We start from the raw sequence: 14,277 nt of genomic DNA, 5'->3' as shown, positions 1-14,277 counted from the left end.
GCCTCCCGGCTAGTGCGACTTCCCTCCCCTGCCATCGGCCATAATGGTCTGTGTGACGAGCACCTCTCTCCCCCCCACGGCCACCGCGCCCGTAGTGAACCGACCCAACCCGGTCGCGGTCGGAACGATCGTCTGGCTGGGCAGCGAGGTCATGTTCTTCGCGGGCCTCTTCGCGATCTACTTCACCCTGCGCAGCACCTCCCCCGAGCTCTGGGGCGCCGAGACCCAGATCCTCAACGTCCCCTACGCGGGCGTGAACACGGTGATCCTCGTGGCCTCGTCGTTCAGCTGCCAGTTCGGCGTGTTCGCCGCCGAGCGGCTGCAGCCGCGTGCGACGGGCCTCAGCCCGTTCAAGTGGGGAATGGTCGAGTGGTTCTTCCTCACCTACGCCCTGGGCGCGGTCTTCGTCTCCGGCCAGGTGCTCGAGTACGCGACCCTCGTCTCCGAGGGCGTCACGCTCTCCAGCAACGCCTACGGCTCCGCCTTCTACCTGACGACCGGCTTCCACGCCCTGCACGTCACCGGCGGCCTCATCGCGTTCCTCCTCGTCATCGGCCGCGGCTTCGCGGTCAAGAACTTCGGCCACAAGGAGGCGACGAGCGCCATCGTCGTCTCGTACTACTGGCACTTCGTCGACGTCGTCTGGGTCGGCCTGTTCGCCGTCATCTACTTCCTCAAGTGACGCGCCCGCCGATGCCCCACTCCACTCCCGACCCCCGCAGGAAGGACGCCTCGATGGCCTCCCCGAAGACGAAGAGCCGAGCCAAGAAGGGTCGCCGCCACCCGCTCGCCACCCTGGCCCTGATCGCCATCGGCCTCGGGCTCACCGGCGGGACCTACGCCGCGGTCGGCGTCGCGACGTCCGCCTCCGCGGAGACGTCGTCCACCAGCCAGCAGACGATCGACGAGGGCTCGAAGCTCTTCGCCGCGAACTGCGCCACCTGCCACGGCCTCGACGCCGCGGGCACCGACAACGCTCCCTCCCTCATCGGAGTGGGCGCGGCGTCGGTCGACTTCCAGGTCGGCACCGGCCGCATGCCGATGCAGATGCACGGCCCCCAGGCGCTCGAGAAGCCGGTGCAGTTCACCGACGAGCAGGTCGGCGAGCTCGCCGCCTACGTCGCGTCGCTGGCCCCCGGCCCCGCGATCCCCGAGGGCGAGGTCCTCGACGGACAGGGCGACGCGGCGAACGGCGCCGAGCTGTTCCGCATCAACTGCGCCATGTGCCACAACGTCGCCGGAGCCGGCGGCGCGCTCACCGAGGGCAAGTTCGCTCCCCCGCTGGGCGGCGTGACCGAGGCGCACATCTACGAGGCGATGGTCACCGGCCCGCAGAACATGCCGGTCTTCAACGACCTGAACATCTCGCCCGAGGACAAGCGCGACATCATCTCGTACCTCAAGTACATCGAGGCCAACCCGTCCCCGGGCGGATTCGCGCTCGGCTCCCTCGGGCCGGTCGCAGAGGGCCTGTTCCTCTGGATCTTCGGCCTCGGCGCGATCGTGGCCCTGACGGTGTGGATCACCGCCCGATCCAACTAGACGACTGCAGCGCCCTGACGGGCGCGACTGACCCACGGCACCGACTGGTGCCGACACGGCGTGAAAAGGAGAACCATGGCAGAGCACGATGAGGGTGGCACGGACCTCGCCACCTCGTCGGCCACCGGGCACGGAACGGCTCCGGCCGGCACCGCGGTCGTGACGCGGGACCGCGTCCAGGACCCGGGCCTCCCGCCGCACCGCCCCCGGATGACCGACCTCGACCCCAAGGTCGAGAAGCGTGCCGAGCGCACGGTGTACACGCTCTTCTACCTCTCCTTCGCGGGCTCGATCTTCGCGGTTGCCGCCTACATGGCGTTCCCGATCACCGAGGACGTCGCGTCGGTCCGGCTGAACACGCTGTTCATCGGCCTGGGCATGTCCCTCGCGCTCCTGGGCATCGGCATCGCCGCCGTCCACTGGGGCAAGCAGCTGATGTCGGACCACGAGGGCATCGACATCCGCCACCCCGTCCGCAGCGCGGAGCCCACCCGCGCCCGTGCGCTCGAGATCTTCGACCAGTCCGACAAGGAGTCCGGCTTCGGCCGCCGCTCCCTCGTCCGGAACAGCCTGATCGCCTCCCTCGTCGTGTTCCCCCTGCCCGCCGTGATCCTGTTCCGGGGCCTCGGCCCGCAGGACCAGAACCCCGTCGCCCTCCTCAAGACCACCCTGTGGGAAGAGGGCACGAGGCTCACCCTGGACCCGTCGGGAGCGCCGATCCTCGCATCGGACGTCACCCTCGGATCCGCCTTCCACGTCATCCCCGAGGGCCTCAACGACGCCGAGGGCAAGCTGGAGGAGAAGGCCAAGGCCGCCGTCCTCCTGATGCGCCTGAAGCCGGAGGACCTCATCGTCAGTGAGGGTCGCGAGACCTGGAACTACGATGGAATCGTCGCCTACTCCAAGATCTGCACGCACGTCGGCTGCCCTGTGGCGCTGTACGAGCAGCAGACCCACCACCTGCTGTGCCCGTGCCACCAGTCGCAATTCGACATCACGCGCGAGGCCGCCGTCATCTTCGGCCCGGCGAAGCGTCCGCTTCCGCAGCTCCCCATCACCGTCGACGCCGAGGGTTACCTGGTCGCCAGAAGCGACTTCACGGAGCCCGTCGGACCGTCCTTCTGGGAGCGATGACTCACATGTCCACCACCACCCCCTCACGCCCCTCCAGCTCCCCCGCGGAGCCCGAGGACGGCGTCATCCTCGGATCCGGCAAGTTCCAGAAGGGGTACGTCGGAGCGGCGTCGAACTACATCGACGAGCGCACGAGCATCTCTGCGGTCGTCAAGGAGTTCGGTCGCAAGATCTTCCCCGACCACTGGTCCTTCCTCCTCGGCGAGGTCGCGCTCTACAGCTTTGTCATCATCCTGCTGTCGGGCACCTTCCTTACCTTCTTCTTCCAGGCCTCGATGGTCGAGACGCACTACGAGGGCAGCTACCTGCCCCTCAAGGGCATCGAGATGTCGGCGGCGATGTCGTCCTCGCTCGACATCTCCTTCGACATCCGCGGCGGCCTGCTGATGCGGCAGATCCACCACTGGGCGGCACTGCTGTTCGTGGCCTCGATCGGCCTGCACATGCTGCGCATCTTCTTCACCGGTGCGTTCCGCAAGCCCCGCGAGCTCAACTGGGTCATCGGCTTCGTCCTCTTCATCCTCGCGATGGCCGAGGGCTTCACCGGCTACTCGCTCCCCGACGACCTGCTCTCGGGCAACGGCCTCCGCATCATCGACGGCATGGTCAAGGGCATCCCGATCGTCGGCACCTGGATCTCGTTCCTGCTCTTCGGCGGCGAGTTCCCGGGCACCGACATCGTCGGCCGCCTCTACACGCTGCACATCCTGCTGCTGCCGGCGCTGGTGCTCGCGTTCATCGCCCTGCACCTCGTGTTCGTGGTCGTCCACAAGCACACCCAGTTCCCCGGTGCGGGCAAGACCGAGCAGAACGTCGTCGGCTACCCGGTGCTGCCGGTCTACGCCGCGAAGGCCGGTGGATTCTTCTTCATCGTCTTCGGCGTCGTCGTCCTCATCGCCTCGCTGTTCACGATCAACCCGATCTGGAACTACGGCCCGTACGACCCCTCGCCCGTCTCCGCGGGAACCCAGCCCGACTGGTACATCGGCTTCGCCGACGGCGCCCTGCGCCTCGTCCCGCCGGGACTCGAGTGGGCCATCCCGGGCATCGGAACCCTGTCGTTCAACATCCTGATCCCGCTCGTCGGTCTCGGACTGTTCATCGCCGTGGTCATGCTCTACCCGTTCCTCGAGGCGTGGATCACCGGTGACAAGCGCGAGCACCACCTGCTCGATCGCCCGCGCAACGCCGCGACCCGCACCGCGATCGGCGCCGCCGGAGTCAGCTTCTACGCCGTCCTCTGGGCCGCCGCCTCGTCCGACCTCATCGCGACGCACTTCCACCTCACGATGGAGGGCGTGATCCACAGCCTGCAGTTCCTGCTCATCGCGGGTCCGTTCATCGCGTACTTCATCACCAAGCGCATCTGCCTGGCGCTACAGAAGAAGGACCGCGAGATCGCGCTGCACGGCTTCGAGTCTGGCCGCATCGTCCGCCTCCCCGGCGGCGAGTTCATCGAGGTGCACCAGCAGCTCGACGAGTACGAGCGCTGGAAGCTCGTCGGTCAGGACGAGTACGAGCCCCTGATGATCCGTCCGGACTCGCGTGGCCGCATCACCGCCCCGCAGCGCGTCCGCGCCGGCCTCTCCCGCTGGTTCTTCGAGGACCGGATCACCCCCGTCACCCAGAAGGAGCTCGAGAGCTCGCACAGCGAGCACTGATCCTCCCCCCCGAAGGGCCCGGACGTTCATTCGTCCGGGCCCTTCGTCGTTCCTGCAGCGGGGCGGCGCCTGTCCTCCGGCGCGGTGGAGGTCGGCGGTGGACCGAGAGCCGGTGAGACCGGATCACAGCGCCTCGACGGCGACAAGCCGGCAGGAACGTGGGGCGATACTCCGGACCTCGAGACCTCCGCTCCTTGAATCACGAGACGCCGTCTCACCGCCGAGCTGGAGACGTCCGCCGCCATCCGATCATGGAGTGAGCCAGCCCCTCTGCGTGCTCGCAGTGTGGTCGTCCGGTGAGGTCCCCGGTCCCCGTACACGTCGAGACGCTCCGGATCGGTTCGAGGGTACCCATTCCCAGCAGGACTATCAGGACTGCCCTCCCCCCCACTCACGGTCGAACCCTCTGTGATCGGCGACGGCGACGCTCGCCGGTGAGACCGAGCATGCGACCTCCGGACATCGACGACCGTCGCTGCAGCGGCGTCTCAGGCTCCCTGGCGTCGCGCCGACCGGCACACAACCCGTTAGCAAGGACCGAGGAGCTCCACGAGCTGCAGGGGCGCGCGCGGTTCAGTCGGGGTGCAGGCTCCACTGGGTTCAGAACGGTGTGCAAGAGGCCCGCAGGGCGGCGCAGGCGCCAGAACAGGCGCAGCAGCCCCAGTACAGCCGCAGGCGCAGCAGTATCCGCGATCCGTAGCGCGCCACCGCCGTCGGCACGCCCACAGGCGCACAGGAGAGCCGCCACAGGCGTAGCCCGCTCACCCGCAACCGGAGCAGGAGCCGTCGCAGCGCAGACCCGTAGGGGTGATGACGCGGGCCGACGCTCCTGCTCGGCGCCGCCCGCTGCACTCCCCTGCGAGCTTCCACGTCGCGGGCCGTCGGGATGTGCCCCGACGAGTTCCTCCGCGCAGGACGCCTCGGTGTCCCGCCAGCAGCATGACACCGCGAGAGATCCAGCTCACCTCGTCATCCCTCACTGAGCGGTCCCGGCCCTCACCGGGAGGTCCCGGCTCTCACCGGGAGGCTCGATCCGCCACCGATCGGCGAGTGCCGCCCCTGCACGAAGCCGAATGGCCGAGCCGACCCGGCCCCGACCGCGCGTCGCTTCCTCCTGGATAAGCGAAAGGGCCGGGTGCACGGAGCCGAAGCCCTCGTGCACCCGGCCCTCGGCCGTGCGATGCGCCCTAGCGGGCGAAGTACCCGCGGTAGTACTCGTACACCCAGCCGGCGATGGCGACCAGGAAGAGCCCGACGGCGATGTAGGTGATCCAGAACCCCACGGCAAGGCCGAGGAATCCGAGGGCCGCGGAACCGCCCAGGATCAGGGGCCACCAGCTCCACGGGCTGAAGAAGCCCAGCTCGGGGTCTCCGTCATCGATATCCGCATCGAGGCGGTCCTCGGGGAGCTCGGCACCCTGCGCCTTGTGGACGCGGCCGACGTAGAACGCGATGAACGCGCCCAGCACGGCCGAGAGGCCGATGCCGACGGTGCCGACCCACTCCACCTGGCCCGTGTCGAGCAGCGACCACACGATGTACGTGATGTCGGCGAGGAGGAAGAAGCCCGCGAGGAGCCAGAAGAGATTGACGTTGGCGCGCATGGCCCTACTTCACCGTGCCTTCGGACTTGTCGTACGTGGGGGCGTCCGGAGCATCCTTCGCCGGACCGATTCCGACGGGGATGCCGGCCTCGGGATGGTTGAGGTCGAACGCCGGGGCCTCGCTGCGGATCCGCGGGATCGAGGTGAAGTTGTGGCGGGGCGGCGGGCACGAGGTGGCCCACTCGAGCGACCGGGAGAAGCCCCACGGGTCGTTCACCGTCACCTTGGGCGCCTTGCGGGCCGTGATGTACACGTTCAGGAAGAACGGGATCAGCGACACCGCGAGGATCATCGCTCCGACCGTCGACACCTGGTTCATCCAGGTGAAGCCGTCCTCGGGGAGGTAGCTGGCGTAGCGGCGCGGCATGCCGACGACGCCCAGCCAATGCTGGATGAGGAAGGTGGTGTGGAAGCCGATGAACAGCAGCCAGAAGTGCCATTTGCCCAGCGTCTCGTTCAGCATCTTGCCGGTCCACTTCGGCCACCAGAAGTAGAAGCCCGAGAACATCGCGAAGACGACGGTTCCGAACACGACGTAGTGGAAGTGCGCCACCACGAAGTACGAGTCCGAGACGTGGAAGTCGAGCGGGGGCGACGCGAGGATCACGCCGGTGAGTCCACCGAAGGTGAAGGTGATCAGGAAGCCGATCGCCCAGATCATCGGGGTCTCGAAGGTCACCGATCCGCGCCACATGGTGCCGACCCAGTTGAAGATCTTCACGCCGGTCGGAACCGCGATGAGCATCGTCATCAGCGAGAAGAACGGCAGCAGGACCGATCCGGTGACGTACATATGGTGCGCCCACACCGTCACGGAGAGGGCGGCGATCGCGATGGTCGCGTAGATCAGCGTCTTGTAGCCGAAGATCGGCTTGCGGCTGAAGACCGGGAAGACCTCGGACACGATGCCGAAGAACGGCAGCGCGATGATGTACACCTCGGGGTGGCCGAAGAACCAGAACAGGTGCTGCCAGAGCAGGACCCCGCCGTTGGCAGCATCGTAGATGTGTGCGTCGAACACGCGGTCGGCGCCGAGGGCGAACATCGCGGCGGCGAGCACCGGGAACGCGAGCAGCACGAGGATCGACGTCACCAGGATGTTCCAGGTGAAGATCGGCATGCGGAACATCGTCATGCCGGGAGCGCGCATCGTGATGATCGTCGTGATGAAGTTCACCGCGCCGAGGATCGTGCCGAAGCCCGAGAGCGCGAGGCCGAAGACCCAGAGATTGCCGCCGAGCCCTGGTGAGAACGTCGTACTCGACAGTGGCGCGTACGCGAACCAGCCGAAGGACGCCGCACCCTGTGGGGTGACGAATCCGGCGACCGCGATGAGCGAGCCGAAGCTGTAGAGCCAGTACGCGAAGGCGTTGAGGCGGGGGAACGCGACGTCGGGGGCGCCGATCTGCAGCGGCATCAGGACGTTGGCGAACCCGGCGAAGAGCGGCGTCGCGAACATCAGCAGCATGATCGTGCCGTGCATCGTGAACAGCTGGTTGTACTGCTCGCGCGTCTCGACCACGTTCAGGCCGGGCTCGAACAGCTGGGCGCGGATGACGAGTGCCATCACGCCGGCGATGCAGAAGTAGATGAACGACGTGATCAGGTACATGTACCCGATGACCTTGTGGTCGGTCGACGTCATCCAGCGGACGAGGACGTTCGCCTTGCGCTGGACCGGCGGAGTGCCGGCGGTGCGCGTCGGGCGGGGTGCCGTGGCGGTGCTCATGCTCCCTTACTCCTCGTTCTCGCGGGCCGGCGCGCCGGTTCCGGGAAGGTTCGAATTGCGGTTGTACTCGGCGCCGAGCTGACCGGTCTGGCCCGCGTCGCGCAGCGACTGGATGTAGTCGTCGTACTCGCCCTGCGAGACGACCTTGACGTTGAAGAGCATCGCGGAGTGGTACTCGCCGCAGAGCTCGGCGCACTTGCCGGCGTAGGTCCCCTCCTTGAGCGGCGTGACGTACATGTAGTTCGTCTTGCCGGGGATCATGTCCTTCTTGTAGAGGAAGTCGACGACCCAGAAGGAGTGGATCACGTCGCGCGCGTCGAGCTGGATCTTGATCTTCTGTCCGACGGGCAGGTAGAGCGTGGGGATCTCGGACTCGACGAGCGAGCCGGCGGCGTCCCCGCCCTCCTGGTACTGGCCCTGGATGCCGGCGGAGTAGACGTCCTCGTCGACGTAGTTGAAGTCCCACGCCCACTGCTTGCCGTACACCTGGATGGTCTCGTCCGGGTTGTCGTAGGGCTGCTCGATCGCGGCCTGGTCGCGCGCGGTGAAGGCGAAGAAGCCGATCACGAGGATCAGCGGCACGATCGTGTAGAAGATCTCGATCGGCATGTTGTAGCGCAGCTGGACCGGCAGGCCGGTCTGCCCCTTGCGACGGCGGTAGACGACCACCGCCCAGATGGTGAGACCCCACGTGACGACGCCGACGGCGAGCAGGACGATCCAGGAGGTGACCCAGAGTCCGATGACGCGGTCGACGTGGTTCGTCGTGCCGGGTTCGGTGGGGAGCCAGCCCTGGAGCTGCTCTTGCGTGCAGCCCGCGAGGACGAGGGCGAGGGCTCCTGCGACGGGGGCAGCGACCCATCTGCGGATTCGGCGATTGAAGCGCACCGGTGACCTTTCGGAAGACTGGGGACCAGTTCACACGAAACTGTATTAGACCGGCTCCAGCCTACCCTTCCGCTCCGGCGGCCCGGTGCACGACGACCCGCTCTTGACGTCCCGGCCGAGTGGTGCAGTCATGACGAACGGCGCCCGACGGGCCACCGGAGTGGACTGTCGGACGCCGTTCGGAGGCGCTGCGGCCCGGGGCCGCCCGGCGTCAGTGGAAGCTGTCGCCGCAGGCGCAGCTGCCGCCCGCGTTGGGGTTGTCGATGGTGAAGCCCTGCTTCTGAATGGTGTCCTCGAAGTCGATCGAGGCGCCGTCGAGGTAGGGGACGCTCATCTTGTCGACGACGAGGCCGACGCCCTCGAACTCCACCGCGGCGTCGCCGTCGAGGGTGCGCTCGTCGAAGTAGAGCTGGTAGATGAGGCCGGAGCAGCCGCCGGGCTGCACCGCGACGCGCAGGCGCAGGTCGTCGCGGCCCTCCTGCTCGAGCAGGCTCTTGACCTTGGCGGCGGCGGTCGGGGTCATCGAGACGCCGTGGGCCGCGCTGGGCGGGGTGGCGAGGGGGGTCGCCGTCTGGTCGGTCAGTGTGTCTGACATGTCACTCCTCAGGGGACGGGCGGAACGGTCGTCGTGCCTTCCGGGATTCTACGGCTGCAACCCGGGTGGTCACCCGGGTATTCCACGACCGGTGGTCAGTCGCGGTGAGCGGCGGCGCGGAGCAGGAACAGCGCCTCGGTCTGCGCGGCGCGCTTGAAGACGCCCAGGTGCAGCGACTCGTTGGGGCTGTGCGCGCGCGAGTCGGGGTCCTCGACACCGGTGACGAGGATCTGCGCCTCGGGGAACTCGCGCACGAGGTCGGCGATGAACGGGATGCTCCCGCCGATCCCGGTCTCGAGAGGCTCGCGTCCCCAGGCGTCCGCCATCGCGCCCTTCACCAGGTCCACGGCCCAGCCGGTCGCGTCGACCAGGAACGGGCTGCCGGTGTCGACGTCCTCGATCGCGAGGTGGGCGCCGAACGGGGAGTTCGCCCGGAGGTGGCTCTCGATGGCGGCGAAGGCCTCCTCCGCGTCCTGGCCGGGGGCGATGCGGGCGCTGATCTTCACGCGCACGGACGGGACGAGGGTGTTGGAGGCGTCGACGACGCTGGGCGCGTCGATCCCGGTGACCGTGACGGCCGGCTTCGACCACAGGCGCGAGAGGATCGCGCCGGTGCCGATCGGCGAGACCCCGTCGAGCAGCCCGGAGTCGCGGCGGAGGTCCTCCTCGGTCGTCTCGGGCACCGCTCCGTCGTGCTCGGTGAGGCCGGCGACGGCGACCGAGCCGTCCTCGTTCCAGAGCGTCGCGAGCAGGCGGACCGCCGCGAGCATCGCATCCGGGACCGCTCCGCCGAGCATGCCCGAGTGCGAGGCGTGCGCGAGAGTGCTGACGGTGAGGGTGAAGGTGACGTTGCCGCGCAGGCCCACCGTCAGCGCGGGGGTGTCGACGTCCCAGTTGTCGCTGTCGGCGACGATGATCGCATCCGCGCGGAGGGCGTCGTGGTGCTCGCGGAGGAAGGTGGGGAACGAGCGCGACCCGAACTCCTCCTCCCCCTCGATGAAGAGGACGAGCCCGAGGTCGTGGTCCTCGCCCGCGACCTCGCGGAGTGCGCGCACCGCGGCGAGGTGGGACACGACTCCCGCCTTGTCGTCGGCGGCACCGCGCCCGTACAGGCGGTCGCCGCGCACGGTCGGCTCGAACGGAGGCGTCTCCCACGCCGACTCGGCGCCCTGCGGCTGAACGTCGTGGTGGGCGTAGAGGAGGACGGTCGGCGCTCCGTTGCGGGCGGCGCGGGTGGCCAGGACGGCAGGCTGGCCGAGCACGTCGGTGCCGTCGATCGTGGCGCTGTGGATCGCGACGTCGTCGAAGACGCCCGTCTCGCGCGCGAGCTCGGCGATGGCCTCGGCGCTGGCGGCCACGCGGGTCGCGTCGAAGCCGTCCCACGAGACGGACGGGATCCGCACGAGCTGCCCGAGCTGGGCGAGCGAGCGCGGCAGATCGTCGCGGACGGCGGCGAGGACGGCCTCCTCGTCGGAGGAGAGTGCGGGCGGAGTCGGAGCGTCGTGAGCCATGGAGGTAATCTTAAGAGACCCCCGATTCCAAGGACGTTCCCCGTGGCCAAGCACCCGATCGCAACCGACACGCCCGACGACGCCGGCTCGCCCGGCTCCGGGAAGGGCCGGCCGACGCCGACCCGGCGCGAGCAGGAGCTGGCCCGCAAGCGTCCGCTGGTCGTCACCGACCGCAAGCAGGCCGCCCGCGACGCCCGCGAGAAGGCCGCCGTGTCACGCGAGCAGGCCCGCATCGGCCTGGCCGCCGGTGACCAGCGCTACCTGCCGCTGCGCGACAAGGGTCCTCAGCGCAAGTTCGTGCGCGACTGGGTCGACGCACGCTTCAGCCTCGGCGAGTTCCTCATCCCGGTGATGGTCGTCGTCCTGCTGCTGAGCTTCTTCCCGCAGCCGGAGCTGCAGTACGCGACGCTCGTCATCCTCTGGGTGTTCTTCCTCCTCGCGGTGATCGACTGCATCCTCCTCGGCATGCGGATGCGCCGGAAGCTCGCCGAGCGCTACGGCGCCGACAAGGTCGAGAAGGGCATCCGCTGGTACGCCGCGATGCGCGCCCTCCAGCTGCGCGTCATGCGACTGCCGAAGCCCCAGGTCAAGCGCCGCGCCTTCCCCGAGTAGTCGGACGGCGGACCACGAAGGGCCCCTGCGGTCGCGCCTCGCGCGGCTCCGGGGGCCCTTCGTGGTGCACGGCGGGTCAGGAGGCGCGGGCCAGTCCCCGGTTGATGTCCCGAGCCCACAGGGGCCCGCGGTAGATGAAGGCGGTGTAGCCCTGGACGAGGGTGGCGCCCGCGTCGAGGCGCTCGCGCACGTCCTCGGCCGTCTCGACTCCTCCGACGGAGATCACGCAGAAGGCCGCGGGGACGACGCCGCGGATCACGCGGAGCACCTCGAGCGAGCGCGCGGCCAGCGGGGCACCGGAGAGGCCGCCGGCGCCGGCCGCCTCGACCACGGCGCGGTCGGTCGAGAGGCCCTCCCGGGAGAGTGTGGTGTTGGTCGCGATGATCCCGTCCAGACCCAGGCGGACGGCGAGCTCGGCGACCCGGCCGACCTCGTCGTCGGAGAGGTCCGGGGCGATCTTGACCAGCAGGGGCGTCGTGTCGGCGGCGTCCTTGACGGCCGCGAGGAGCGGCTCGAGGCGGTCGATCTCCTGCAGGCCGCGGAGCCCGGGGGTGTTCGGCGAGCTGACGTTCACGACGAGGTAGTCGGCGAGCGGCGCGAGCAGGCGCGTGCTGATCAGGTAGTCCTCGATCGCGTCGTCCACCTCGACCACCCGGCTCTTGCCGATGTTCACGCCGATCACGGGGCGGCGGCGCGCGCTGCGCAGCCGGATCAGCCGTTGCGCCGCGGCCTCGGCGCCGTGATTGTTGAAGCCCATCCTGTTGACGACGGCGCGGTCCGCGATCAGCCGGAAGAGGCGCGGCCGGTCGTTGCCCGGCTGCGCCCGAGCGGTCAGGGTCCCGACCTCGACGTGTCCGAAGCCGAGCGCGCCGAAGCCCAGGACCGCGGTGGCGTCCTTGTCGAAGCCGGCCGCGACGCCGAACGGGGTCTCGAAGCGGAGGCCGAGCGTCTCGACCGCGGGCGTTCCGCGCGGGACGGTGGTCCGGCGCAGGACCGGAGCGAGGGCTCCGAGGGCCCGGATCACCGGGAAGCTCAGGTGGTGCGCCCGCTCCGGGTCGAGGCGGCGCAGGACGGTGCGGAACAGGAGCGGGTACACCCGGGCCTCAGATCTCGTCGGCGCGGTGGGGCACGGAGGTGCGCTCGGCGCGGAGCAGGGTGATCGCAGACTCGAAGTCGTCCAGCGAGTCGAACGCCTGGTAGACGCTCGCGAAGCGGAGGTAGGCGACCTCGTCGAGCTCGCGCAGCGGCGGCAGGATGGCGAGGCCGATGTCGTTCGCGTCGATCTGCGAGGCGCCCGTGGAGCGGATGCTCTCCTCCACCCGCTGCGCGAGCACGGCCAGATCGGTGTCGGTGACGGGCCGGCCCTGGCAGGCCTTCCGGACGCCGCTGACGATCTTCTCGCGGCTGAACGGCTCCACGACTCCGCTGCGCTTGATCACGACGAGGCTCGCGGTCTCGGTCGTCGAGAAGCGCCGGCCGCACGACGGGCACTGCCGGCGGCGGCGGATCGAGAGGCCGTCGTCGCTCGTGCGCGAGTCGATCACTCGGGAGTCGGGGTGCCGGCAGAAGGGGCAGAACATCGAGGGCCTCTCGGTCTCAGGCGAAGCGGGCGTCGACGGCGTCGCCGTGGGCGGGCAGCGCCTCGGCGTCGCTGAGAGCGCGGATGTGCGGGGCGACGCGCTCGAGCGCACCGCGGTCGTACGAGATCAGCTGCTGCGGCCGGAGGAAGGTGTAGGCGCCGAGCCCGGAGGAGAAGCGCGCCTGCCCGAGGGTCGGGAGCACGTGGTTGGAGCCGGCGAGGTAGTCGCCCAGGCTCACCGGGGTGGTCGGGCCGAGGAAGATCGCGCCGGCGTCGTGGATCCGCTCGGCCGTCGCGACGGGGTCGGCCGTGTGCAGCTCGAGGTGCTCGGGGCCGTAGGCGTCGCTGAACGCGCAGGCGAGCTCGAGGTCGTCGACGATCACGAGCGCGGACTGCGGGCCGTCGAGTGCGATGGCCACGCGCTCCGCGTGGTGGGTGGCAGCGGCCTGGGCGGCGACCTCGCGCTCGACGGCGGCGGCGAGCTCGGCGCTGTCGGTGACCAGGACCGCGGAGGCGGCCTCGTCGTGCTCGGCCTGGCTGACCAGGTCGGCGGCGACAAGGCGCGGGTCGGCGGAGTCGTCGGCGATCACGAGGATCTCGGTCGGGCCCGCCTCGGAGTCGATGCCGACCTGGCCGAGCACCTGGCGCTTCGCGGTGGTGACCCAGACGTTGCCCGGCCCGGTGATGATGCTGACGGGATCCAGCCCGATCGAGTCGACGCCGTAGGCCAGTGCGGCGACGGCTCCGGCGCCCCCGACCGCGTAGACCTCGTCGATGCCGAGCAGAGCGGCCGCCGCGAGGATCGTGGGGTGGACGGAGCCGCCGAACGCCTTCTGCGGCGGCGAGACCAGGGCGATGGAGGCGACTCCGGCGGCCTGCGCGGGCACGGCGTTCATGACGACGCTCGACGGGTAGACCGCCTTGCCGCCGGGGACGTACAGCCCGGCGCGGGCGACCGGCTGCCAGCGCTGGGTGACCGTGGCGCCGTCGTCGAGCTCGGTGGTGCGGGGCGGGGGGATCTGTGCGGCGCTGGCGCGGCGGACGCGCGCGATCGCCTCCTCGAGTGCGCTGCGGATGGCCGGGTCGAGGCGGTCGAGCGCCTCGGCGATCTGCTCGGCGGGCACGCGGAGGTGCGGGGGGCGCACGCCGTCCAGCCGCTCCGCCTGGTCGAGGAGCGCTTCCGCACCGCGTTCGCGGACGTCGGCGATCAGCTCGGCGACGACGGGCCCGACGGAGGCGGACGTGCCCGGATTGCGGGGCACGAGGGCGAGGAGCTCGGCGGAGGAGGGACGACGGCCGCGGAGGTCGAGAGTCTGGATCATGGCCGCCCCAGTCTACGCGCCGCCTCGACCCGGAGCGGGCGCACCACCTGAGCTTCCCGGTGATCCGGGCCCTCGGAGCCCTCGCTCCGGTCCTGCGCCG

General features: G+C 69.7%; 13 protein-coding genes. 5 read left to right on the top strand and 8 right to left on the bottom strand.

The features are described 5' to 3' along the window. The first annotated feature begins 43 nt into the window (after nt 1-43). The 4 genes from C5C50_RS08905 (at nt 44) to C5C50_RS08890 (ending at nt 4,337) form a co-directional block, all read left to right on the top strand. Complete coding sequence (locus tag C5C50_RS08905) at nt 44-682, top strand: heme-copper oxidase subunit III (RefSeq protein WP_104273289.1); 639 nt, start codon at nt 44-46, stop codon at nt 680-682. A 53-nt stretch (nt 683-735) separates the two neighbouring features. Continuing rightward, nucleotides 736-1,542, top strand: a complete 807-nt coding sequence (locus C5C50_RS08900) for a c-type cytochrome (protein ID WP_104224648.1) — start codon at nt 736-738, stop codon at nt 1,540-1,542. Nucleotides 1,543-1,617: 75 nt separating this feature from the next. After that, on the top strand, nt 1,618-2,676 hold the full coding sequence (locus C5C50_RS08895) for a ubiquinol-cytochrome c reductase iron-sulfur subunit (RefSeq protein WP_104225358.1): 1,059 nt from the start codon (nt 1,618-1,620) through the stop codon (nt 2,674-2,676). 5 nt (nt 2,677-2,681) lie between these two features. Then, nucleotides 2,682-4,337, top strand: coding sequence for a ubiquinol-cytochrome c reductase cytochrome b subunit (locus tag C5C50_RS08890; protein ID WP_104224650.1), 1,656 nt, complete (start codon nt 2,682-2,684; stop codon nt 4,335-4,337). A gap of 1,187 nt (nt 4,338-5,524) precedes the next feature. Here the strand turns inward: C5C50_RS08890 and C5C50_RS08885 are convergent. The 5 genes from C5C50_RS08885 to C5C50_RS08865 all read right to left on the bottom strand — a co-directional run bounded on the left by C5C50_RS08885 (nt 5,525) and on the right by C5C50_RS08865 (nt 10,664). Then, nucleotides 5,525-5,941 carry a cytochrome c oxidase subunit 4 gene (locus C5C50_RS08885; protein WP_104224651.1) on the bottom strand — a complete coding sequence of 139 codons (417 nt, stop codon included), beginning with the start codon at nt 5,939-5,941 and terminating at the stop codon, nt 5,525-5,527. Nucleotides 5,942-5,945: 4 nt separating this feature from the next. Beyond that, nucleotides 5,946-7,670, bottom strand: coding sequence for a cytochrome c oxidase subunit I (gene ctaD, locus C5C50_RS08880; protein WP_104224652.1), 1,725 nt, complete (start codon nt 7,668-7,670; stop codon nt 5,946-5,948). 6 nt (nt 7,671-7,676) lie between these two features. Continuing rightward, a complete protein-coding gene (gene coxB, locus C5C50_RS08875) occupies nt 7,677-8,558 on the bottom strand; it encodes a cytochrome c oxidase subunit II (RefSeq protein ID WP_104273288.1) in 882 nt (293 codons plus the stop codon). A 211-nt stretch (nt 8,559-8,769) separates the two neighbouring features. Beyond that, the gene (gene erpA / locus C5C50_RS08870; RefSeq protein WP_104224654.1) at nt 8,770-9,153 is read right to left on the bottom strand and encodes an iron-sulfur cluster insertion protein ErpA; all 384 of its coding nucleotides are present in this window, start codon (nt 9,151-9,153) and stop codon (nt 8,770-8,772) included. A 95-nt stretch (nt 9,154-9,248) separates the two neighbouring features. Beyond that, nucleotides 9,249-10,664 carry a dipeptidase gene (locus C5C50_RS08865; RefSeq protein WP_104225360.1) on the bottom strand — a complete coding sequence of 472 codons (1,416 nt, stop codon included), beginning with the start codon at nt 10,662-10,664 and terminating at the stop codon, nt 9,249-9,251. A gap of 42 nt (nt 10,665-10,706) precedes the next feature. On the opposite strand from C5C50_RS08865, the gene C5C50_RS08860 reads away from it, so the two are divergent. After that, nucleotides 10,707-11,276 carry a DUF3043 domain-containing protein gene (locus C5C50_RS08860; protein ID WP_181027102.1) on the top strand — a complete coding sequence of 190 codons (570 nt, stop codon included), beginning with the start codon at nt 10,707-10,709 and terminating at the stop codon, nt 11,274-11,276. A gap of 76 nt (nt 11,277-11,352) precedes the next feature. On the opposite strand, the gene C5C50_RS08855 is transcribed toward C5C50_RS08860, so the two are convergent. From C5C50_RS08855 to hisD, 3 genes are read right to left on the bottom strand one after another with little or no spacing between them, the layout of a single operon-like run. After that, the gene (locus C5C50_RS08855; RefSeq protein WP_104224656.1) at nt 11,353-12,372 is read right to left on the bottom strand and encodes a quinone-dependent dihydroorotate dehydrogenase; all 1,020 of its coding nucleotides are present in this window, start codon (nt 12,370-12,372) and stop codon (nt 11,353-11,355) included. Between the two features lie 7 nt (nt 12,373-12,379). After that, entirely contained in the window at nt 12,380-12,856 is a 477-nt protein-coding gene (gene nrdR / locus C5C50_RS08850) for a transcriptional regulator NrdR (RefSeq protein WP_104273287.1), read from the bottom strand. 16 nt (nt 12,857-12,872) lie between these two features. After that, entirely contained in the window at nt 12,873-14,177 is a 1,305-nt protein-coding gene (hisD, locus tag C5C50_RS08845) for a histidinol dehydrogenase (protein ID WP_104246755.1), read from the bottom strand. Nucleotides 14,178-14,277 lie beyond the last annotated feature (100 nt).

Origin of the sequence: Rathayibacter sp. AY1D9 (genome assembly GCF_002932395.1) — a bacterium.
GTDB lineage: Bacteria > Actinomycetota > Actinomycetes > Actinomycetales > Microbacteriaceae > Rathayibacter.
Note: the sequence above shows the minus strand (reverse complement) of the source record. Positions and strands in the feature narration are given on the sequence as shown.